This window comes from Jiella avicenniae (assembly GCF_021390325.1).
In the GTDB taxonomy this organism is placed as follows: domain Bacteria; phylum Pseudomonadota; class Alphaproteobacteria; order Rhizobiales; family Rhizobiaceae; genus Jiella; species Jiella avicenniae.
Genome location: NZ_JAJUWU010000025.1, coordinates 42798 through 65179, shown reverse-complemented (window position 1 = coordinate 65179; position 22382 = coordinate 42798). Strand labels below are relative to the sequence as shown.

Sequence of the window (22382 nt, the reverse complement as noted above, 5' to 3'; positions counted from 1 at the left end):
GACTGCTTGAGGGTGGTCGCGTGAAGTGAAGGGGCAACTTGGTACGACATGACGGAGACTGACACAACCGAACTGCTCACTGGGCTGTTCGAGCAGGTGGCGCGACGCCTGCACTCGAACGGCTATGCCGCACATCTCTTTCCGGCGCAGTGGTCGGCACTACGGTACATCCATCACGCAGATGCGGACAAGCGCACGGCGATCGATCTCGCCCGTCATCAGGGGCTCGCCTCGGGGGCCGTCGCCCGAACCGTCCGGACGCTGATCGAAAAAGGTCTGGTGACGAAGATGGGCACGATCGGCCGCGGCCGGGCCGAGCGGCTCGAGCTGACGGAGGAGGGGCATCAACTGCTGAAGCTCGATCCCCTGCGCTCGATCCGCAAGGCGATGGAAGAACTCTCGACCTACGAGCGAAGCGTGCTCGCCAAGGGCCTCGAGACCGCGATCGACGCCACGCGCCTGCCGAACGGGCGGGCCTGACCCGCCCGGCTCAGCCTATTCGGCCAAAGCCGCGTCGGCGGCGTCCAACTCCGCGCGCATCCGCGTGACCAGCAGGCTCTGGTCCGGCGAGCAATTCTCGTAAGTGAGAAGCTCGCCGGCGGCGATCGGCCGGGTGACGCGTGAGGCTTCGGCGAGGCCGAGGGGTAAAGCCCGCCTGCCGCGCGCGTCGCGCCATTCCATGGCATAACCGCGATAGTCGGCCGTGCCGATGCGGCCGAGGGTCTCGCCCGCCTTCAGGGCGCGCTTGGCGCGCGCGCCGCATTCGGCCACCGGCCGGTCGACCGGCACCATGTCCGGCCGGCGGTGCATTACCACCCTTGCGGCCGAAAGCGGGGTTTCCAGGCTGGTGAGGTGGAAGGGGCGGACGAGGGCGAAGCAGGGGCCCGGACCGACCTTCAGGTCGGCCATGCGCTCGATGGCGCGCGGATGACGCGGCTTCACCACGCAGAACACGCCGGGGGCGACGCCCTTGCCGATCGTGTAGTCGACGCGGCCCGCTTTCGACAACACGCCGCCGTCGTCCTTCGAGCAGAGGATCTGGGCGAGGTTTTCGAGGCTCGCCTCCGGCCCGTGCATGCCCGGCACGTCCGGCACGAGGCCGGTGGAATTGGCGATCGCCGTCATCTCCACCATGGTCTTCGAGCCGTCGATGAACTCGACCAGCATCCGGGCGTTCATGTTGCGCTCGCGCGCCTCGGCCTCGTATTCCTCCGGCACGGCGTCGTGGCGCAGCGGATTGTTCTTGCCCTTGCCGGCCGCGACGACCTCCATGCCGAGCGTCTGGGCGAAGGCGATCAGCTCCAGCGTCGCGGCGGGTTCGTCGCCGGCCGAGCCGGTATAGACCGTGCCGGCGGCCTTGGCCTTGCGGGCGAGAAGGCGGCCCACCGTGATGTCCGCCTCGACGTTCAGCATGACGATGTGCTTGCCGTTCTCGATGGCGAGAAGCGCGAGCCGCGTTCCGATCTCCGGGCTGCCCGTGGCGTCGACGACGACGTCGACCCGGCCGCTGGCGCAGAGCGCCGCGATGTCGTCGGTCACGGCGATGCGGCCCGCCTCGATCGCCGCGTCGATGGCGGAAGGGGAGGCGGCGAGAACGCCGTGGCCCTCGCCATGGCCGGCCATGGCGATCGCTTCCATTGGCCGGCGGGGGCTGTTGGCGGCGATCGCGCCGACCCGGAGCCCGGTCATCAGCGCCGCCTGGACGACGATGTCGGTGCCCATCTGGCCGGCACCGGCGAGCCCGATGGTCACCGGGCCGTGGCGCTCGGTGTAGGCGGCAAGCTCGGCGGCAAAGCCGATGCGGTCGATCATGATGTCTGCTTCCCCCGGCCTTCGCCGCGCTGACGCCGTGGCGGCCGGTCGCGCCGCCATCGTCTGTGGAACGCCGATCTACCGGTTTGGATGCGCCTTTGTCACCCGGTCGCCCGTTTGCATTCGCATGTGCGCTCGACGATCCCGGGAGCGGGAATCCCGGCGGGGCGATTTCGAAGTCTGGTCTTTCCACTTTGGAACCGTTAGATCCCGGCCATGACCAAGGCTCCGTCGGACAAGACCAAATCGGCGCGTCAGGCTCGTCTCGAGCGGGCTTTGCGCGAGAATCTGATGCGCCGCAAGCAGCAGACGCGAGCGCGCCGCGCCCCCGGGGAAAGCCGCGAGCAGGGCGATGAAGCCGCGCAAGACGGACCGCTCCGGGCGGAAACGGACCGCGATCGCCTCGGCTCCGCCGAAACGCCGGCCGAAGAACGCAAGCGATAGACGTCGCGGCGGCTCGCCCGGATGGAACTCCGTGATGGATGGGGCCGGTCGTGCCCGGTTGGGTTTGTTCTAAATCAAGGATCGTGGCGCAGAATGGCGGCAGGATGAACGTCGACTGTCAAAATCAGTTGTCATTCCTGCCGGAATGTGTGTCATATTATTTGGACAGTTGTCGGCGGGTGTCGTCGGTCGCGATTGTGGACAATCCGGTCTGGCGGACTTAGAACCGTTCCGATGAGGAGTGCACGATGATTGATTACCAGCGCCATTTCGCCTCTGCGATCGAGGCTCTCCACGCCGAGCGCCGCTACCGGGTGTTCGCCGATCTGGAGCGGATCGCGGGACGGTTTCCGAAGGCGATCTGGCGGCATCAGGGCGAGGCGCGGGAAATCACCGTGTGGTGCTCGAACGACTATCTCGGCATGGGCCAGCATCCGGACGTCATCGGCGCGATGACCGAAACGGCCGGCGCGATGGGCTCGGGTGCGGGCGGTACGCGCAACATCTCCGGCACCAACCATCCGCTGGTCGAACTCGAGCTCGAGCTCGCCGATCTGCACGGCAAGGAAGCAGCCCTCGTCTTCACCTCCGGCTTCGTCTCCAACGAGGCGTCGATCTCGACCATCGCCAAGCTCCTGCCGAACTGCCTGATCCTGTCCGACGAACTCAACCACGCCTCGATGATCGAGGGCGTCAGGAAGTCCGGCGCCAAGAAGCAGGTGTTCCGCCACAACGACGTCGCCCATCTGGAAGAGCTGCTCGCCGCCGCCGAGCCGGACCGGCCGAAGCTGATCGTCTTCGAGAGCGTCTATTCGATGGACGGCGACATCGCGCCGATCGCGGCGATCTGCGACCTCGCCGACAAGTACAACGCCATGACCTACATCGACGAGGTCCATGCCGTCGGCATGTACGGGCCCCGTGGCGGCGGCATCTCCGAGCGCGACGGAGTCGCTTCCCGGATCGACGTGATCGAGGGAACGCTCGCCAAGGCCTTCGGCGTCCTCGGCGGCTACATCACCGGTTCCAGGGCGATGATCGACGCGGTGCGCTCCTATGCGCCGGGCTTCATCTTCACCACCGCCCTGCCGCCGGCGCTGGCGGCCGCGGCCACCGCCTCCATCCGCCATCTGAAGGCCTCGCAGGCCGAGCGCGACGCCCAGCAGCGCCAGGCCGCCCGCGCCAAGTCGATCTTCGCCTCGGCCGGCCTGCCGGTGATGCCGTCGGACACTCATATCGTGCCGATGCTCGTCGGCGACCCCGATCTCTGCAAGAAGGCGAGCGACCGGCTGCTCGCCGAGCACGGCATCTACATCCAGCCGATCAACTATCCGACCGTGCCGCGCGGGACCGAGCGCCTCAGGATCACCCCGACGCCGCTCCACGACGACCAGCTGATTGCCGCGCTGCGCGACGCCCTGGTCGAGACCTGGCATGCGGTCGGCATCCCCTTCGCCGCGGAACGGCCGGCCAGCCCCGAGCGTTCGGAGAAGGTGACCCCGCTGGTCGTCTCCCAGGCGGGCGGCTGACCGCGCCGCCCTGACGACGAGAAGGCGGGTCCGCGAAGAGGATGATCCGCCGATGAAGGTGTCGCTGAAAGAGCTCGCGAGGACGCTGCCGAAGCCGGCCACCGCCGAGTGGCCGGACGGCCAGTTCCTCGCCGAGGCTTTCGCCCACGGGACGATGACCCTCGAGGTCTTCGCGCCGCGGGGCGAGGACCGGCAGGCGCCGCACCGTCAGGACAGGTTGTTTCTCGTCGTCTCCGGCCGCAGCACGACCCTCGTCGGCGACGATGCGGGCGAAGCCGCAGCCGGCGATGCACTGCTCGTCCAGGCGGGCGAGGCGTTCCGTTTCGCGGAAATGAGCGACGACTTCGTCTCTTGGGTCGTCTCCTGGGGCCCGGAGGGCGGCGAGGCCGAAGCGCCGAGCCCTTCCGTCTTCGCCGCAATCGACGCCTGAAGCTTCTCTCGCCGTAGTCAGCTCGGGCTCATTCTCCCGGCGCTCTCGCCCCGTTCTCCTTCCGATCGATACCGGGTTCTTCGCCCGCCTCGCGGCGCGACACGCGCCTTGCCAGAAACGGCACGATCATCGCGATGGCGAAGAAGCGCACCACGTGGTGCGAGGCGACATAGGCCGGGTCGATGTCGAACTGGAAGGCGAGCACCGTCAGCGCCTCGAGCGCGCCCGGCGCATAGGCGAGCGCGACGTTCGGCGCCGGCAGGTCGACGAAGACGACCGCCGCGAGGCCGGCGAGACCGGTGCCGACGAGGCTGAGGGCGAAGCAGCCGAGGGAGGGGACGAGGAGCTGCAGGAAGGCCTTGGGGCTGATGCCATTCAGCCGGGCGCCGACGATGACGCCGAGAAGGACGAGGCTCGGCAGGGCGAGGAAACCCGGCAGCGATACCGAGACGACGCTCGCCCCGTGCAGCACCGCGCTGCCGATCAGCGCGCCGAGCATCATCCCGCCGGGAACGTTCAGCTTCGCCGCCAGGAAGGCGGTGACCGCGCAGAGCGCGAACATCAGGGCGTATTCGCCGAACGAGCCGTCGACGGACGGGCGGATCGAGGACCCCATCACGTCGCCGCCTTCCAGCGCCCCGAGCAGCGGCACCAGTGCGGCGATCAGCATCAATAGCCGGATCGACTGGATGATCACCACCCGGCCCATGTCGGCCTTGGTCTCCGAGGCAGCGGCGACGACGAAGGAGAGGGCGCCCGGCAGCGAGGCGAAGAGCGCCGAGGCGTGATCCCATTTGAGGAGGCGCCGCAGATAGGCATAGCAGAGCATCACCGCGAGAAGGACGCCAGCGAGCTGGATGACGAAGGAGAGCGGCCAGAGCGCGATCTGGCTGGCGATCTCCGGCGAGACGCCTGAGCCCGCCTGGATGCCGAGGACGAAGAAGGCGAAGGTTTTCAGCGCCTCCGGCAGGCGGGTGTCGAGGCCGGCAAGGCTCATCGCGGTCGCGGCGACCACCGGCCCGAGCAGCCAGGCGACGGGCAGGCCGAGGGCATCGGCGACGACGCCGCCCACGAGCGCCGCGGCGATGGTCAGGGCGAGATCACGCAGGCGGGACAATCCCGCCCGTCGTTCGGCCTTCACACCTGATACCCGATCCACTCGGCCAGCCGGTGGGCCGCCGCCTCCACCTCGTCGAGGCGGCGGTGGAAACAGGCGCGGAGGAACGGCGTTCCCTCAGGCCCGAAAGCCGTGCCCGGCGCGATTGCCACCTTTGCCTCGTCGACGATGCGGAAGGCCGCGGCGCGGGTGTCCGTCACGCCGTCGATCTTGAAGAAGGCGTAGAAGGCGCCGTCGGGCGGCGACAGCTCGACCTTGTTGGTCGCCGTCAGGATGTCGCAGAAGATGTCGCGGGCGGTCTCGGCCCGGGCGACCTGATTTTCGACGAATTCCTCGCCCCGCGTCAAAGCCGCGATCGCGCCCCGCTGCATGAAAGCGGCGACGCCGGAGTTGGAATACTGGATGAGGTTCTCGACCACCTGGCCGAGCGCCGGGCTCGTCTCGATCCAGCCGACCCGCCAGCCGGTCATCGCCCAGTTCTTGGAGAAGGAATTGACGAAGACGATGGCGTCGTGGGACGCCATCACGTCGTGGAAGGACGGCGCGCGCGGCCCCTCGTAATAGAAGCGGGCATAGATCTCGTCGGCGATGATGACGATGCCGGCCTCGCGGGCGATCTTCAGGATCCCGGAAAGCGTCTCGCGGCTCGCCGTCCAGCCGGTCGGGTTCGATGGCGTGTTGACGAAGAGGACGCGGGTCTTGTCGGTGATCGCGGCCTTCAGCTTGCCCAGATCGAAGCTCCAGCGCCCATTCTCGGAATCGAGCGAGACCTCCCGCGTCGCCGCGCCCATCAACCCGGCGGCAGCCGCAAAGTTCGGCCAGGTCGGGCCGATGAACACCACCTCGTCGCCGGCCCCCGCCAGCGCCATCAGCGCGACCTGGATCGCATGCATGCCCGAGCCGGTGACGAAGAAGCGGTTCGGCTCGAGGTTCTGGTCGTAGAGCGTGCTCGAATACCGGCTCAGCGCCTCGCGCAGCTCCGGCAGCCCGCGCTGATAGGTATAGAACGTCTCGCCCGCCTTGAGGCTCTCGGCGGCGGCATCGGCGATGAATTGCGGCGTCGCAAGATCGCCCTCGCCGGCCCACATGGGGATGATCCCCTCCTTGCCGCGGGCATGATTGACGACGGCAACGATGCCGCTTTCAGGCGCCTCCACGGCTTCGCGGCGCAGGCGGGAGAGGTCGAGCATGGGGTGGGGCTTTCGGAAACGTTACTGCATTAGCCAGGAACCCGATAACACGCTCCGCAGGGTACGAGCCAGCACTCACCCTCGCCGATGCGCTATGGCAACATATGGAGGCGAAACAGCAGATCGACGCTTAGTCCATTCAGGGCCGTCGGAAGCGCGAAGTGCTCGAGTTAAGCGGAGGACGATAACTTCTAAAACCGCCTGCTGAGGTACATTTCAGCCCAAGTCTCATCCCGCGGCGACCTCGCATCCGTGAATTTCCCCTTAATGTCGATATTCCTTGCAGACAAATATTCCACACTTATGATCGCAACCCTATATTGTTAATGCGCAAAAGAGCCCCTAAAAAGGTTGATGGATGAGAAGGGCGAAGGTGCGATGTCGGGCTCAGATTTAATCCGGCTCTGCAAGCCGAACCCTGGCCAACGAGCATATGTTCTTGGAGGGCTCGCACACCGAGTTAGTATTCACACGCAGCAGTTGAGGGCCGTACGTCTCGTCGCGGAGTTGCTCAACACCGGCGAAATCGGCGGCACTGACAGGGCGATCGTCGTTGGCGGGGGATTCGCGGGTATTACATGCGCGGCCGCACTCGCAGCGAAAGGTATCGAGGTCACGATATTCGAACGTTCAAAAGAATTGGTTCCAATTCAGGTCCGCAACAGAACTCGCGTCTTAAGTCCGACCAGCGTCTCATGGCCGGATATCGAATTGAATGACACGACTGATCTCCCATTTCTTAATTGGTATTCAGGATATTCCCAAGATGTTGCAAATAGCGTCCTGGAGGATTTTCGTAGACTTTTTATCAACGAAGAAAATGCAAAAGTGAGCATCAGGCTTAAAAGCCAAGTGCGACGGATCGATGTCAAAGCGCATCCAGACGACCACTTCGAGGTTTGCTTTTCGGAAGTAGGGCAAGACGTATCTTCTATCGTGCATTCAGATTTAATATTTCTGGCGACGGGTTTCCCTTTTGAACGCAAGATTTCAGGCTTTGATCGATTTTCCTATTGGGAAGACCGGAACGCGCTACCCCTGAACTATAGTGGAGAATGTCCACGCGTAGCAATTATAGGCGATGGCGACGGTGCATTGACAGATTTATTTAGATGTTTTTGGACGAACCGCCAATTGGAACGGATATCAAGAGCCGTAGGCCAGTATTTTTTGGCTGATGCGGATCTTCGGACGAAGCTGAGAACCCTTGAAGAAACATTCTCGACCAGCAGGAATACGAAATTTGAATCTGATTATGAGTATTTCTACCGAACGCTCTTATCAAAGAAGGGAGCAAACCATTTTTTTGATAGCATAGAGCAGTCGAGTTGCGAAGTAGTAATGTTCTCCGGAAAAAAAATCCCATTCAGTGTGAACGCGTCACCGCTGAATAAGGCAATACTTGGATATTTATACCTGAATGACGCGTTCAAATTCCACAATGGAATCGTTGATCAGGTTTTATACGACAGTCACGATGCCAGCAAGGCACTCAAGGCGAGCGGTACATCGCAGCGCGAGCTTGGCGGTTTCCGCGTAAGGGTGAATGGAAAAATTTTTGGAAAGAGAGAGCTTAGGGCTCTGAATATAAAGGACACTTCTAAAAACTTTGATCGCGTAGTTGAGCGTATTGGTCCAAAGAGGGAATTCTGCAAGATAACCTTATCGCTATTCGATGCAACGCAGCTTGAGCATTTTAAAAGCCTTAATTCAATCACGCTGCGGATCGCGAATCCAATCAAGGGTGCAGAATGGAAGTACGATGATCGCTTAGGACTGGAAGCGGCAAAGTATGACAAAGCTACGCGGGCAATTAGGCAATTTTTAAGCGATAAAATGGATATCATATTGCCGGACACTTCAATTCGAGTGACAAGCGATCTAAAAATTGAAATCGACTGCGAAGACGAGTTTGCGGAACCGGATCGTAAGGCTCCGGCGAAATGGTTCGGGATCGATGTGCTGTACAATAATATCGCCGATGATTCAGACGACGAGGTTGGTCAAGTTCGAGCATCATTGCCGCGCCACTCGTTCTTGAATAATCTGAGCCCTAAAGAAGAATTCGGTAGTGTTGACGTGCTCGCGTTAGGGCAAACGATCGCGTTGGGCGAAGTCGTCGATGTCTATAGAGACAATAATAGAGGTATAATCCCCCTGTTTGGTCGTATAGCGGGATTTGTTACCGCGCGTGTTCCAAATAACGTGCGGGATGTTTACATCATATTTCCGCGGCATATATGCGGAACGTTTAGCGATACCCGCGTCCGAGCGGTTATTTTAGATGGAACGACAGGTCGCAGCGTTGTTTCCGATCGTGAAATAGCAATTATTGACCGCCACTACGCGGAAAGGATGCGGAGGGAGGCGGCTGGTGACAAATACTCTGTTTTTAATGATTTTCAAGTAGCTAGAGTACTGGAAGACGTAAGTTTTACGAACAGTATATTGGACAAGAGGGTTGTTGATGTTAAATCACCGTTCTACCACGTAAAGTCCGGCAATAAGGCGCTGTTTGTGGATGGCCGTGAAGTTGGGCCGATCGCGTCCATTTTCAATCACAAGCGCCTTGATATATTTGTTTACGGGTCGCTCTTTACGGAAACGTTCAGTATTAGATGCGGTTCGGACGTGAATGTGGCTGAAATCGCTTCGGGTTCGATGGTTCATACCAGCCGATTTAAGGGGGTTGGCTTCGTTATAGGCTCTAAAGTAAGTACAAACGAGCTTTTCTGCGTGGAGTATAAAAAAGTCTTCGATCGACTTGGGTTGGAATTTGTTGATGCATAGAATTATGGGGCCTGCGCGAAAACCCAATTTTCCTTAAGATTTCGCAGAGTATCAAAATCGGGCCCAGCCAGCGGACGCGGGTCGCCACCTTATCGCTCTTCCCGTTTTGCCCACGTTTCCGACGGCCGAGTGCTTCGCCGGCTCTCGCGGGCGAGCCAAAACGCGGTTTCGATCAATTTGCTGAGTTTCATAGCATGGTGAATGCGGTCGTGACCTGGCGTTCAGCCATTTGCAGAAAGCGCGCCCGGGTTTCTCCGAGCGCGCGCATCATGTCCGTTGAGGCTCTCACCCCGCTGAGACGTTGGAGGCTCACGCCTCTTCCGCGTCTTCCTTCTTGACTTCCTCGCCGGTCGTCTGGTCGACGACCTTCATCGACAGCCGCACCTTGCCGCGCTCGTCGAAGCCCATGAGCTTGACCCAGACCTTGTCGCCTTCCTTGACGACGTCGGTCGTCTTGGCGACGCGGCCGGCGCCGAGCTGGGAGATGTGGACGAGGCCGTCGCGCGAGCCGAAGAAGTTGACGAAGGCGCCGAATTCGACCGTCTTCACGACCGTGCCCTCGTAGATCTCGCCGACTTCCGGCTCGGCGACGATCGAGTGGATCCACTTCTTGGCGGCCTCGATCTCCTTGCCCGAGGCGGAGGCGATCTTGATCGTGCCGTCGTCCTCGATGTTGATCTTGGCGCCGGTCTTTTCGACGATCTCGCGGATCACCTTGCCGCCCGAGCCGATCACGTCGCGGATCTTGTCGGTCGGGATCTGCATGACCTCGATGCGCGGGGCGAACTCGCCGAGCTCGGCGCGGCCCTCGGAGATGGCTTTCGCCATTTCGCCGAGGATGTGGTCGCGGCCGCCCTTGGCCTGGCCGAGGGCGATCTTCATGATCTCCTCGGTGATGCCCTGGATCTTGATGTCCATCTGCAGCGAGGTGATCCCCGCCGCCGTGCCGGCGACCTTGAAGTCCATGTCGCCGAGGTGATCCTCGTCGCCGAGAATGTCGGACAGGACGGCGAAGCGCTCGCCTTCCTTGATGAGACCCATGGCGATGCCGGCGACCGGAGACTTCAGCGGAACGCCCGCATCCATCAGCGCCAGCGAGGTGCCGCAGACGGTCGCCATCGAGGACGAGCCGTTCGATTCGGTGATCTCGGAGACGACGCGCAGCGTGTAGGGGAACTGCTCGGGCTCCGGCAGCATCGGGTGGATCGCCCGCCAGGCGAGCTTGCCGTGGCCGATCTCGCGGCGGCCGGGCGAACCCATGCGGCCGGTTTCACCGACGGAGTAGGGCGGGAAGTTGTAGTGGAGCAGGAAGCGCTCCTTGTAGGTCCCGGTCAAAGCGTCGACGAACTGCTCGTCCTCACCGGTGCCCAGCGTCGCGACGACCAGCGCCTGGGTCTCGCCGCGGGTGAACAGCGCCGAGCCGTGGGTGCGCGGCAGGATGCCGACTTCCGAGACGATCGGGCGGACCACGTCGAGCGCCCGGCCGTCGATGCGCGAGGAGGTGTCGAGGATGTTCCAGCGGACGATCTTGGCCTGCAGCTCCTTGAAGACCGCGCCGACCTCTTCCTTGGAGTACTTGGTCTCTTCCGCGCCCTCGGGCAGGAAGTGCGCCGTGACCTTCTTCTTCACCGCGTCGACGGCGGCGTAGCGCGCCTGCTTGTCGGTGTTCCTGTAGGCGTCACGCAGCTCGGTCTCGGCGATCTGCAGCATTTCGCCTTCGAGCGCCGAGTGATCCGGCGTCACGTGCTCGCGCGGCTCCTTGGCGGCCACTTCGGCGAGCTTGATGATCGCGTCGATCACCGGCTGGAAGCCGCGGTGGCCGTGCATCACGGCGCCGAGCATGATCTCCTCGGAGAGCTCGGAGGCTTCCGATTCGACCATCAGCACGGCGGCGTCGGTGCCGGCGACGACGAGGTCGAGCTTGGATTCCGGCATCTCGTCGACATGCGGGTTGAGCTTGTACTCGCCGCCGATGTATCCGACGCGGGCGGCGCCGATCGGGCCCATGAAGGGAACGCCGGAGAGAGTCAGGGCGGCCGAGGCCGCGACCATGGCGACGATGTCCGGATCGTTCTCGAGGTCATGCTGCAGCACGGTGCAGACGACCTGGGTGTCGTTCTTGTAGCCCTCGGCGAAGAGCGGGCGGATCGGACGGTCGATCAGGCGGGAGACGAGGGTCTCCTTTTCGCTCGGCCGGCCCTCGCGCTTGAAGAAGCCGCCGGGGATCTTGCCGGCCGCGAAGGTCTTTTCCTGGTAGTTGACGGTCAGCGGGAAGAAGTCGAAACCGACCTTCGGCTGCTTCTCCGAGACGACCGTGGCGAGGACGGCGGTCTCGCCGTAGGTCGCGAGCACGGCGCCGTCGGCCTGGCGGGCGATCTTGCCGGTCTCGAGGGTGAGCGGGCGGCCCGCCCAGTCGATTTCCACCTTGTGGGTGTTGAACATTCTCTTGCCTTTCGTTCGGCGTCGCAGCCGGGAGATCCCGGTGCGGCGCTGTGGCGTTCTTCTTTATCAAAACGCGCCATGGGCAAGACGGCGAGAGGCTTCGCGCGGCGCTTCGTCGAGGAAGCGATCGGCCGTTTTTCGGCCTGCCTGGAAGCATCCGGCAATCCTGCCCCATGACCGTTCGGTGGTCCGTCGCGGGCAGGGCCCGCTCGGGGGTCAGGCGACGGCCGCGCGTCGCGGCCGGCAAAGGCCGGCGGGCCCGCGAAATCGTGTTCGGGGCCCGCCGGAAGGTGTGTCAGCGGCGCAGGCCGAGGCGCTCGATCAGCGTCTGGTAGCGGCTTTCCTCGCGCGACTTCAGATAGTCGAGAAGGCGCCGGCGCTGCGAGACCATCTTCAGAAGGCCGCGGCGCGAATGGTTGTCCTTCTTGTGCGACTTGAAGTGTTCGGTCAGGTTGTTGATGCGCTCCGTGAGGATCGCCACCTGCACTTCCGGCGAACCGGTGTCGCCGTCCTTGGTCGCGTATTCGGTGAGAAGCGCGGCCTTGCGCTCAGCGGTAATCGACATCGCGATACCCTTTCTTTTCGGTTTTTGCGGGGTCGTGACGCCCTTCGCCGGGATGTCGTCCAGCGTGGGCCGTGAAGCATCAGGCCGCCGGAAGCAAGCCGATGCTGGGGCGCATATAACGGATCGCGCCGCCGATTGCTAGCCGGTGTCCGGGTTCGATACAAAGGAGACGGTGGGCGGGCCTGGCCGTGGGAGCCTGCGCCCGAACGCGCCGGTCGCCGCGGCGTTTGCGGTGATCGGTCCCGCAGCCGGCGCCGCTCGCTCGAGCGACGCCGGCGCGTCCGCAAAGATCGGTCGCCCCCGCCGATCCGCACGGAATGTCGGTCGCGACCCGGCCTATTTGCGGGTCCAGGTCTGCGACCGGCAGAAGATCTTCAGGGCACAGCCCGTCAGCTTCAGCGAATTGCCGTCCACCTTCGCCGTGCCCTCGTAGGTCTTGCCGCTGGACGGATCGGTGATCTGGCCCGAATAGCTCGCGCCCGATCCGCTCATCTGGCCGATCCGCTTGCCCTTGTGCTGGCCGGTCAGGATCGTCGTGCAATAGGCCTTGCCGCAGGCAGCGATCTTCGCCGTCTCGCCGCTCGCCGTCCGCCAGTTGCCGACGATCGGCGCCGCGGCGGAGGCGGCCGAGATGCTGGCGGCGAAGATCGCCACCGCCGCAAGTGCGGTGAATTTCGACATGTCGGTTCCTCCCATGTGATCTCCGGCAGCCGCTCCCACAAGCCGCCGTTTACGTAAACGTAAACGATTTGGCGGCCGGTGAAAAGCCGGTCCGTTCAATGCTGGGATGCGGAGCGACACGGCGGGACGAAACGCCGCATGCGGCGAACGACCGATGAAGGGCGGAAACCGCCGGGCAGGCGCGACCGATCTCTTAGACCCGCGTCCACACCTGGGTCTTGCAGAACACCTTCAGCGCGCAGCCGGTCAGCTTGAGCTGGGTCGTGCTGACGGTCGCCGAGCCGGAATAGGTGCGATCGTCGCGCGGGTCGGTGACCTGGCCCTCGTAGGTTCCGTCGGAGCCGGACATCCGCCCGACCGCCTTGCCCTTGTGCCGGCCGGAGACGACGGTGGCGCAATAGCTTCCGCCGCAGCTGCTGACCTCGACGATGCCGCCGCCCGGCGCGCGCCATTTGCCGAGGATCGGTTCGGCCGAAAGGGAAGGCGTTGCGAATGCGGCGGCAAGCACCGTGGCGAGAACGAAAGACTTCATCCGTGTTTCCTCATCGATGTTCTTTGGCCGGAGCCGAAGGCGACGGCCTGAAAAATCGCCGCTGCCGACGGCTCTCGTGCAGTCCATTCCGCACGAGGTAAAGCTGGCTCGATCGGTCGTAGGATCGGCTGCAGCGGCCTGAACGTTCGCCGTCGACGCCCTCTCATCGAATGTGACGTATGCCCCGGCGGCTCGTTTACGGCCCCCAGGCGACGACCATCGCATGGCGGCGGACTTAACCGTCTTCATATCGCTGGGGAAGAGCACTCCCCCAATCGTGATCAAAGCAAAATATTTCGTGTTAGAGCGGCCGATGCGGGCGCCGATCAAAGAAGACGAGTTCGAATTCATTTACCGTTGCGGCAGCAATCGGCATTTAGATCGAATTAAGCGAAAATCTTAAGCGCCCTTTCAAGCGGAGACGCGAAAATCCCGGTCACAAGAAAACAAGACGGGACAGGGACCATGGCACATATCGACACCACCGCATTCGATCGATTGGCGGATAACGGGGCCGGCTTCGTCGACGGCGCGATCCTCATGCAACTCGGCATGCGCGCCGCGATCGGCGGCGCCGGTGCCCCGGATCGCGTCGCCGCCCACATGTATTTCAATCTCGCGGATCGCAAGGGTATCGACGGCGCGGCGGCTCACCGCCGGGACATCGCGGCGGAGATGTCGAAGGCCGAGATCGCGGCGGCGCTGCGCGCGGCGCGGACGTGGCTGACGCTGCACTGAGCTTGGCCCTCGCCGAGGGATGCGGCTCCCCGTGAGGGCTCGGCCGCGGCCCCCGTTCAGCGCTCGGGACGCCCGACCTCGTCGATCGCGCCGATCAGCGCGTCCTCGAACAGCGCCAGGTCCTCCGGCCGCCCGGCCGAGACCCGGATCATCCGGTCGAGCGGCGCCACGCCCGGCATGCGGATGAAGACGCCGCGCTGCAGGACGGCGGGAAGCAGCGTCCGCGCATAGGTCCCGTCGCCGCCGCAGTCGATGGCGACGAAATTGGTGGCGGAGGGAAGCGGCGTCAGGCCGGCCCGCCGGGCGATCGCCGACAGTTCCTCGCGCGCATGCGCGACCTTTTCTATGACCGCGCCGAGATAGGCCTGATCGGCCAGCGCCGCGAGCGCCCCGGCCTGGGCGATGCGCGACACGCCGAAATGGTTGCGCACCTTGTCGAACTGGGCGATGGACGCCGGCTCGCCCACGACATAGGCGACGCGCACGCCGGCCATGCCGTAGGCCTTCGAGAAGGTGCGGAAGCGCAGGAGGTTCGGCCGCATCGTCGTGATCTTCGGCAGGCTTTTCGGCGGGGCGAAGTCGACATAGGCCTCGTCGAGGACGAGGATCGTCTCCTCCGGAATTGCGTCGATCAGCCGTTCGACCGTCGCGGCGTCGTGCCAGCTGCCGGTCGGATTGTCGGGATTGGCGAAATAGACGAGCTTCGGACGAACGGCCCTGACCCGCTCGATGAGCGCCCCGGGGTCCTCGTGGTCGTCGGACCGGTAGGGCACGAAGTCGAGCCGCGCGCCGTGGCCGGCGACGTGATAGTTGAAGGTCGGATAGGCGCCGTAGGAGGTCACCACCGTATCGCCGGGGTCGGTGGCGAGGTGGACGAGGTGGCCGAGCAGCCCGTCGATCCCCTCGCCGACGGCGATGGTCTCCATGCCGATGCCGTGATGGGCGGCGATCGCCTGCTTCAACTCGTATTGTTCCGGGTCGCCATAGGCCCAGCTGTCGCGCGCCGCCCGGGCCATCGCCTCGACCACCCGGGGCGACGGCCCGAAGACGCTTTCGTTCGCTCCGAGGCGGGCGCGGAATTTCACGCCCATGCGCCGCTCCAGCGCCTCCGGTCCGACGAAGGGAACGGTGGCGGGAAGCGAGCGGGCGAGATCGGTGAAAAGTGGCATCGGGCGGTTCCGGCGAGGGCGTGGCCGGTGCAGGCTGCCGGCCGGGCGGTTCGTTCGACGAGGGCGAGAATCTCGGCACCGGCGTTCGAAGACGTCGGCGCGTCCGGTCGCCGGACACACGCAGAGCTTCGACGCCGGGCAGAAGGTGCGGCGAAATCCGGAAAAACCGAGGGCCGGTTCCGACGCCTCTCGCTCTTACGCAAAGTTTCCCGACGGGAAAAGAGGCCGCGGCAGGCCCGTCGTGGCGCTCACCCGTCGACGCGCTTCAGCCCCGCCGAGAAGCGCTGCCCATTGCGGTGATAGTGCCGGGCCGATTCGCGGAGCTTTTCCGCCGCCGCCTCGTCGAGCGTGCGGACGGCCTTGGCCGGTGCACCGACGATCAGCGAATGGTCGGGAAACTCCTTGCCCTCGGTGACGAGGGCGTTGGCGCCGACGATGGAGTCTCTGCCGATCCTGGCTCCGTTCAGCACCGTCGCGCCCATGCCGATCAACACGTTGTCCGCCACCGTGCAGCCGTGGACGATGGCCGCGTGGCCGATGGTGCAGCCGGCGCCGATCGAAAGCGGCAGGCCGGCATCGCTGTGGAGGACGGCGTTGTCCTGAATGTTGGTCGCTTCGCCGATCTCGATCCACTCGTTGTCGCCGCGGATCACCGCGCCGAACCAGACGCTCGCCCCTTTGCCGAGCCGCACGCGGCCGATCACCTGCGCGTTCGGGGCGATGAAGACGTCCTCGCCGATGTCCGGCCGATCCTCGCCGAGTTGATAGACCGGCATCGCCGTTCCTCCCGTTCGTTCGCTTTCCGGCGAACTTGCGCGATCGGTGCGGGCGGGGTCAAGCTGCCGGCAGGAGTTCGCGAGCCGGGTGGCTCCCGCTTCGTCCGAAGTGCCGGCGCGGCGGCGAAAAGTCGTTGAAAAGCCTGTCACCGGTGAACCGGCGCACTTGCCATCCGGGACGGTGGGGCGCGAGGGTGCGAGCCGATTCTCGCCCCGAAAACCCAGATTGACGACGAGAGTAACCGCGCGGAATGATCCGGCTTCTCCATACGGCGGACTGGCAGATCGGCAAGCCCTTCGGCGGTTTCGACGAGGAGCGGCGGGTGGAGCTGCGCGCTGCGCGCTTTGCGGCCGTCGGTCGGATCGCCGCTTTGGCCGCCGGGCGTCAGGTCGATGCGGTGCTCGTCGCCGGCGATGCCTTCGACGACAACACGGTCGCCGAGCGGGACGTCAATCGCGTGCTCGACCAGATGGCGGCTTTTCCGGGCCCGTGGGTATTCCTGCCGGGCAATCACGACACGGCGGTGACCGGCAGCGTCTGGGGGCGGCTGCGGAGCCTTGCCGCAAGGCGCGGTCTGACGAACGTGATCGTCGCCGACGAGCCGGCGCCGATCGTGCTTCCGGATGGGCGCCTCGCCATTCTGCCGGCGCCGCTGGTGCGCCGCCACGAAGGCGCCGATCTCACCCGCTGGTTCGATCAGGCCGAAACGCCGGAGGGCGCCGTCCGCGTCGGCCTCGCCCACGGCGCGTTGGAAAACCGTCTGCCGGAAGGCGCCGATGCCGGCAATCCCATCGCCGAGACCCGCGCCGAAACGGCCCGCCTCGACTATCTGGCGCTCGGCGACTGGCACGGCTTCCTGGCCGGCATCGCGCCGCGGACCGCCTACGCCGGGACGCCGGAGCCCGACCGCTATCCCGCCAACGAGCCGGGCTTCGTCGCGCTGGTCGAGCTCGACGGACCGGGGGAGGTGCCGCGCATCGAGCGGGTGCCGGTCGCTCATTATCTATGGGAGGCGCGCGCCGAGCGCCTCGAGGGAGACGTCGGAGGGCTCGATCCCTTGTTCGCGTCCTTTGCCGAACCGGGCCGGACGCTTCTGAAGCTGACGCTCGCCGGCAGCCTGCCGCTGCGCGAGCGGCTCCGGCTGGAGGAGACGCTCGGTCACTGGCGCGATCGCTTCTTCTGCCTCGACATTCGCGACGACGATCTGTTCGACGAGCCCGACGAAGACGACCTGGACCGGATCGACCTCTCCGGCTTCGTGCGCACTGCCGTGGAGACGTTGCGGGCCAAGGCCGCGGATCCGGCCGATCCCGAGCGCGAGACGGCGCAGCTGGCGCTGCGCATGGCCTATGTCGAGCATCGGCGGCTGTCCGGACCGGAGCGCTGAGGAAATGTATCTGAAATCGCTCCGCGTCAGCGAGTTCGCCGCGCTCACGGACGCCAATCTCGAAAACTTCGATCCCGGCCTCAACGTCGTCGTCGGAGACAACGAGGCCGGCAAGTCGACGCTGCTGAAAGCCTTGCGGGCGGCTTTTTTCCAGAAATATCGCGGCCGCGGCGAAGCGGTGGAGGCTTTCCTGCCCTATGGCGGCGACGGGCGCCGCCCGACGGTGGCGGTTTCCTTCTCCCATGGAGGCGCCGACTACCGGCTGACCAAGAGCTTTCTGACCCGCCCGGCCGCCGAACTCGAAGGACCCTGGCAGACGCCGGTCTCCGGCGATGCCGTCGAGGAGAAGCTCGCCGAACTTCTCGGCTTCACCCATCCGGGCCGCGGCGATTCGAAACTGTCCGAGCATCAGGGCGCCTTCGGCCTCCTCTGGGTCGAGCAGGGGCGATCGAACACCGGTCTCGACATCGGCGCGGGCCGCGACGCGGTGACGGCCTCGCTCGAGGGGGAGGTCGGCACGATCCTCGGCGGCGAGCGGGGACGCTCGCTGATCCTTGCCGCCAAGGCGCTGAACGACCGGCATTTTACCGCGACGGGGCGGCAGGCCGCGAACGGGCCGCTGAAGGCGATCGACGACGAACTGGCCGCTGCGCGCCAGGAGCTTGGCGAGAAGCGCGCCGCGCAGGCCGATCTCGATCAGAAGCTGAAGCGGCTGGAGGATCGGCGCCGGTCACTGAAAGGCTACGAGGACGAACGAACTGTAGAGAAAGCGGAAGAAGGCTTGCGCGCCGCAGAAGCCAGCCTGCGCCGGGCCGAAGAGCGCGAGCGCGAGTGGCAGGCGGCGGAAAGCGCTTTGCGGCAGGTCGAGGCGGTGCGCGCCGGGGCCGTCGAGGCGCTGCAGCGGCGTGACGATCTCGTCAAGGCCGCAACGGCGGCGCGGCGGGCGTTCGAGACGGCGGCTGCCGAGTTCGCGGAAATCGATGCGGCCGCGCGCGTCGCGGTCGGGGCGGTGGACGATGCCGTCAAGGCGCAGAATGCCGCCCGCGCCGCCCTCAAAATGGCCGAGGATCGCCACGAGGCGCATCGGCGACGCTCCGATCTCGCCCGCGAAAGCGCCGCGCGGGACCGCCTCGACGCCGTCGTCGCCGAGGCTGGAGACCTGACCGAGCGGATCGCCATGCGCGCGGCCGAGCGCGATCTCGCAACGATCGACCAGAAGACCCTGACGGCCATCGACAAGGCCGAGCGCCGGCAGCGGGACTGCGAGGTTCGCCTGCAGGTGACGGCACCGGCCGTCGTCTTCGAGCCCGAGGCGGGGAAATCGGTCCGCTCCGTCGGTGGCGAGGCGGTTGCGCCCGGCGAGCCGCTGCGGGTGCTTTCGCGCAGCCGCTACCTGCTGGAGGGTTTCGGCGCGATGACGATCGAGCCGGGTGGCGGCGCGGCCAATCTCGAAACCGAATTGCGAGAGGCGCAATCGGCGCTCGCCGGGCTGTTGAAGGGCTGCGGCGTGGCGCGCGGCGACGACGCCCGGCGGCTGTTCGCGGCGCGCCAGGAACTCGAAGCCGATCTGAAGCTCCTTTCCGCCCGCCGCGACGCCCTCGTGCCGGAGGGGCTCGACGCGGCGAGGGCGCGGCTGCGGGCCGCCGAGGCCGCCGTCGGCCGGTTGCGCGCCGCCGTCGCGGAAGACGCGGGCGGCGGCGCTTCGCCGATCGCCGGAGAGGACGCCGAGGAGGTTGCCGAATCCCTGGTTGCGGCGCTGAACCAGGCACGGCGCGCAACCACGGCGGCGGACGAGCGCTACAGGGTCGCGTCGCAGGATAGCGAGACGGCGACGCTGCGCCGCGCTGCGGCCGAAAGCGATCTGACGCATCTGAAGGCGCAGGCCGAGCGTTTGCGCAACGAAGCCGAAACTGCGGAAGGCGCGGTGCCGCGCCCGCGGCTGCTGGAGCGGCTGGCCGAGGCCGACGCGGATCTCGAGGCCAAGCGCGGCCGGCTCGCTTTGCAGCGCCGCGAGCGGGAGGAAGAGGGGCGGGAGGCCGCCGAGGCGCGGCTGAAGGCGGCCGAGCGGACGCTTCGCCAGATCACTGCGACGGTGCAGCAACTCCGCGACGAGACCATCGGCCTCGAAGGCGAGGTGCGGGTCGCCGGCGGCAGCGGACTCGGAGAGGCGATCCAGCTTCTCGACGAGCGGATCGGCGATCTCGACCGGCGCAGGGCGCGGATCGCCCGCGAAGCCGATGCCTCGCGGCTGCTCTACAAAACGCTTCTCGACGCACAGCGGGCCGCGCGCGAGCGCTGGCTCGGGCCGATCAAGACCCGCGTCGCACCGTTCCTCCGGCTCATTCATCCCGAGACCGACATCGACCTCGACGAGGAGACGCTGGAACTGAAGGGTCTGACGCGCGCCGGGGTGGAAGAACGCTTCGACCGGCTGTCGGCCGGTGCACGCGAGCAGGTCGCGGTGGTGACCCGGCTCGCCCTCGCCCAGGTCCTAAAGCAGGGCGGGCACCCGGCGACGGTCATCCTCGACGATGCTCTGGTCAACACCGACGAGACCCGCCTGGAGCGCATGCATCAGGTGCTGCGGGAGGCGGCCCGGGAGTTGCAGGTGATCGTGCTGACCTGCCGGGAGCGCGACTTCCGCGACCTCGGAGCGCCGATGTTCCGGGTGTGATTCGCCGCCGAGGCGCCAATCCGGCGACCCGCCGCAATGCTCGGCGGACCTTCCGATTCCGACACCGTCAAGTTACGCGCAAGCTCCCTTGCGAGGCCAATCGGGGACCGAACGCGATCCCACTTCGCGCCGGGCCGTCCGAAGTCACGCAAAACCCCCCGATCGGCGGGGTTTCGGCCGATGGTTACCGGCCGGTGAACGAAAAAGTGGCATCGGCGCAACACGGGTGTGTCCAAAGCGTCTCAAGGGGGGGAGTGTGGCAGATATGCGATTGCATCGATTCCACGTCTCGATATTGTCGGCGTCAGAAAGCGGGGGCAAACGGCTTCGGACTTTCGCACAGGGGATGGGGCAGGGAAGGCTGTCCTTCATACAAGGCCCAACCCTAACCTATTAATTGACTGGAGGTCAGGACATGAACATCAAGAGCCTTCTTCTCGGCTCCGCTGCGGCGCTCGTCGCAGTCTCCGGCGCCCGCGCTGCGGACGTCATCGTACCGGTCGCCCCGGAACCCACCGAATACGTCAAGGTTTGCGACGTCTACGGCACCGGCTTCTACTACATCCCGGGCACCGAGACCTGCCTGTCGATCGGTGGCTACGTCCGCTACCAGATCAATGCTGCCGGCTCGATCACGGACGACAACGGCAGAGAGTATCTCGTCAACGACGAAGGCGACACCTATCAGGTCGGCTCCCAGGTCCGCGTCCGTCTGAACTTCGACGCTCGCGAAGAGACCGAACTCGGCACCCTGCGCGCCGTTGCTCGAATTCAGGCGACCAACACCTTCGGTGCCTACTCGAACGACGCTGCTTACCGCATGGACCAGGGCTACATCCAGCTCGGTGGTCTCACCATGGGTTACCTCGACTCGCTGTGGACCGAGGACGACGGTCTCCTCACGGATACGGATCTTCCGGTCGGTGACTACCAGACCAACCGCATCTCCTACACCTACGCCCAGGACGGCTTCTCGGCCGCCCTCTCGATCGAAGACGACGCTTCGGGCGACTGGATCCCGGACGTTGTCGGTCGCCTGGCCTACTCGGGTGGCTGGGGCCGCGTCTACATCGCCGGTTCCTACGACGAGCGTCAGTCCGGCGGTCTGATCGACGCCTTCATTCCGGTCGTCGGCGGCATCGGCATCACCGATATCGACACCGGTGGTGACGACGGTGCCTTCGCTCTGAAGGGTGGCCTGTCGCTCAAGGATCTGATCGCGAGCGACTCCGAGCTGCGCATCGAAGGTTCCTACGCTTTCGATCCGTCTTCCTACTCGACCATCGGCCTGTTCAGCAACGCCGCCACGCTCGGCACGGACCTCGACAACGTCCTGGCCACGGTCCCGGTCGAATGGCAGGTCGGCGCCGGCTACTCGCAGGCCTTCGGCAAGCTCGGCGTCGCGGTTTCGGGCGTCTACGGTGAGACCTTCGACTTCACCGCGAACCCGCTCGTCGGTCCGTCGGTCGACGTCGGCGGCTTCAGCTACTACAAGCTCGTCGGCAACGTCGGCTACGAGATCACCAAGAACTTCGACATGCTCGCCGAAGTTTCCTATACCAACCTCGACCGCGACGGCGACAACGGCGCCGCCGACAACTCCGCCGACCAGACGGCTGGCTTCCTGCGCTTCGTTCGCTCCTTCTAATCGAAGCAGCATCTGAGCAAGACTTGACGAAGGGCCCGGCGCGCAGCGCCGGGCCCTTCGCTTTTGTGTGTCCCCGCTGAAGGGTCTCATCCCGGGCCCATGCGCAACGCACGGGGTCGAAAGACCGCCAAGCGGGAGAGCCGGCATCGAGACGGGAGGAGTTGGAGGTGCTCAGCAGCAGGCGGTTGCGTTGCCTTGATCCTCGGCCGGACCGCCCCGCGCTTCGCCAGCGAGCGAACTCGGCTGCATGCAGCCTGTCGCCGGCTCGAGCGCCGCTCGCTTTCACCGACCTCGCGTCAAGTCGTTTCCAGGTGCTTGGAAGGTGAAGACCGCGCCTCGGTCGCCTGCGGCGCCGCTTCCGAGGTTCGCCCGTCCGGGGCGCGCGCGCTTGCCGGCGCGAGATGGGGCGCGGGAAAGATGCTCCGGCGATGGCGCTTCACTGCAGCTCGACGTCTCG

General features: G+C 65.3%; 17 protein-coding genes. 8 read left to right on the top strand and 9 right to left on the bottom strand.

Annotated features, from left to right (window positions below):
* The first annotated feature begins 48 nt into the window (after nt 1-48).
* The gene (locus LZD57_RS21260; RefSeq protein WP_233721591.1) at nt 49-480 is read left to right on the top strand and encodes a MarR family winged helix-turn-helix transcriptional regulator; all 432 of its coding nucleotides are present in this window, start codon (nt 49-51) and stop codon (nt 478-480) included.
* A 15-nt stretch (nt 481-495) separates the two neighbouring features.
* Here the strand turns inward: LZD57_RS21260 and LZD57_RS21255 are convergent, their stop codons facing one another.
* On the bottom strand, nt 496-1812 hold the full coding sequence (locus tag LZD57_RS21255) for an NAD(P)H-dependent oxidoreductase (protein ID WP_233721590.1): 1317 nt from the start codon (nt 1810-1812) through the stop codon (nt 496-498).
* A gap of 695 nt (nt 1813-2507) precedes the next feature.
* Between LZD57_RS21255 and hemA the strand changes: the two genes are divergently transcribed.
* Nucleotides 2508-3785: a 5-aminolevulinate synthase gene (hemA, locus tag LZD57_RS21250; protein ID WP_233721638.1), complete on the top strand. Its 1278-nt coding sequence runs from the start codon at nt 2508-2510 to the stop codon at nt 3783-3785.
* A 52-nt stretch (nt 3786-3837) separates the two neighbouring features.
* Complete coding sequence (locus tag LZD57_RS21245) at nt 3838-4215, top strand: cupin domain-containing protein (protein WP_233721589.1); 378 nt, start codon at nt 3838-3840, stop codon at nt 4213-4215.
* A gap of 28 nt (nt 4216-4243) precedes the next feature.
* Here the strand turns inward: LZD57_RS21245 and LZD57_RS21240 are convergent, their stop codons facing one another.
* On the bottom strand, nt 4244-5332 hold the full coding sequence (locus LZD57_RS21240; protein WP_233721588.1) for an AbrB family transcriptional regulator: 1089 nt from the start codon (nt 5330-5332) through the stop codon (nt 4244-4246).
* Nucleotides 5333-5352: 20 nt separating this feature from the next.
* A complete protein-coding gene (locus tag LZD57_RS21235; RefSeq protein ID WP_233721587.1) occupies nt 5353-6522 on the bottom strand; it encodes a pyridoxal phosphate-dependent aminotransferase in 1170 nt (389 codons plus the stop codon).
* 354 nt (nt 6523-6876) lie between these two features.
* On the opposite strand from LZD57_RS21235, the gene LZD57_RS21230 reads away from it, so the two are divergent.
* Nucleotides 6877-9312, top strand: a complete 2436-nt coding sequence (locus LZD57_RS21230) for an FAD-dependent oxidoreductase (RefSeq protein ID WP_233721586.1) — start codon at nt 6877-6879, stop codon at nt 9310-9312.
* A gap of 309 nt (nt 9313-9621) precedes the next feature.
* Here LZD57_RS21230 and pnp read toward each other — a convergent pair whose 3' ends face one another.
* From pnp to LZD57_RS21210, 4 genes are all read right to left on the bottom strand, one after another.
* Nucleotides 9622-11754, bottom strand: coding sequence for a polyribonucleotide nucleotidyltransferase (pnp, locus tag LZD57_RS21225; RefSeq protein WP_233721585.1), 2133 nt, complete (start codon nt 11752-11754; stop codon nt 9622-9624).
* 295 nt (nt 11755-12049) lie between these two features.
* Nucleotides 12050-12319, bottom strand: coding sequence for a 30S ribosomal protein S15 (rpsO, locus tag LZD57_RS21220; protein ID WP_233721584.1), 270 nt, complete (start codon nt 12317-12319; stop codon nt 12050-12052).
* Between the two features lie 336 nt (nt 12320-12655).
* On the bottom strand, nt 12656-13000 hold the full coding sequence (locus LZD57_RS21215; RefSeq protein ID WP_233721583.1) for a DUF2147 domain-containing protein: 345 nt from the start codon (nt 12998-13000) through the stop codon (nt 12656-12658).
* A 193-nt stretch (nt 13001-13193) separates the two neighbouring features.
* A complete protein-coding gene (locus tag LZD57_RS21210) occupies nt 13194-13532 on the bottom strand; it encodes a DUF2147 domain-containing protein (RefSeq protein WP_233721582.1) in 339 nt (112 codons plus the stop codon).
* Nucleotides 13533-13997: 465 nt separating this feature from the next.
* Here LZD57_RS21210 and LZD57_RS21205 point away from each other — a divergent pair, with 465 nt between their 5' ends.
* Entirely contained in the window at nt 13998-14270 is a 273-nt protein-coding gene (locus LZD57_RS21205) for a hypothetical protein (RefSeq protein ID WP_420844846.1), read from the top strand.
* Nucleotides 14271-14326: 56 nt separating this feature from the next.
* Here the strand turns inward: LZD57_RS21205 and LZD57_RS21200 are convergent, their stop codons facing one another.
* Nucleotides 14327-15439: a pyridoxal phosphate-dependent aminotransferase gene (locus LZD57_RS21200; RefSeq protein WP_233721581.1), complete on the bottom strand. Its 1113-nt coding sequence runs from the start codon at nt 15437-15439 to the stop codon at nt 14327-14329.
* 248 nt (nt 15440-15687) lie between these two features.
* The gene (locus LZD57_RS21195; protein ID WP_233721580.1) at nt 15688-16215 is read right to left on the bottom strand and encodes a gamma carbonic anhydrase family protein; all 528 of its coding nucleotides are present in this window, start codon (nt 16213-16215) and stop codon (nt 15688-15690) included.
* Between the two features lie 251 nt (nt 16216-16466).
* Between LZD57_RS21195 and LZD57_RS21190 the strand changes: the two genes are divergently transcribed.
* The 3 genes from LZD57_RS21190 to LZD57_RS21180 all read left to right on the top strand — a co-directional run bounded on the left by LZD57_RS21190 (nt 16467) and on the right by LZD57_RS21180 (nt 21925).
* A complete protein-coding gene (locus tag LZD57_RS21190) occupies nt 16467-17603 on the top strand; it encodes a metallophosphoesterase family protein (protein ID WP_233721579.1) in 1137 nt (378 codons plus the stop codon).
* Between the two features lie 4 nt (nt 17604-17607).
* The gene (locus tag LZD57_RS21185; protein ID WP_233721578.1) at nt 17608-20277 is read left to right on the top strand and encodes an AAA family ATPase; all 2670 of its coding nucleotides are present in this window, start codon (nt 17608-17610) and stop codon (nt 20275-20277) included.
* Between the two features lie 415 nt (nt 20278-20692).
* Complete coding sequence (locus LZD57_RS21180; RefSeq protein ID WP_233721577.1) at nt 20693-21925, top strand: porin; 1233 nt, start codon at nt 20693-20695, stop codon at nt 21923-21925.
* The last annotated feature ends 457 nt before the right edge of the window (nt 21926-22382 follow it).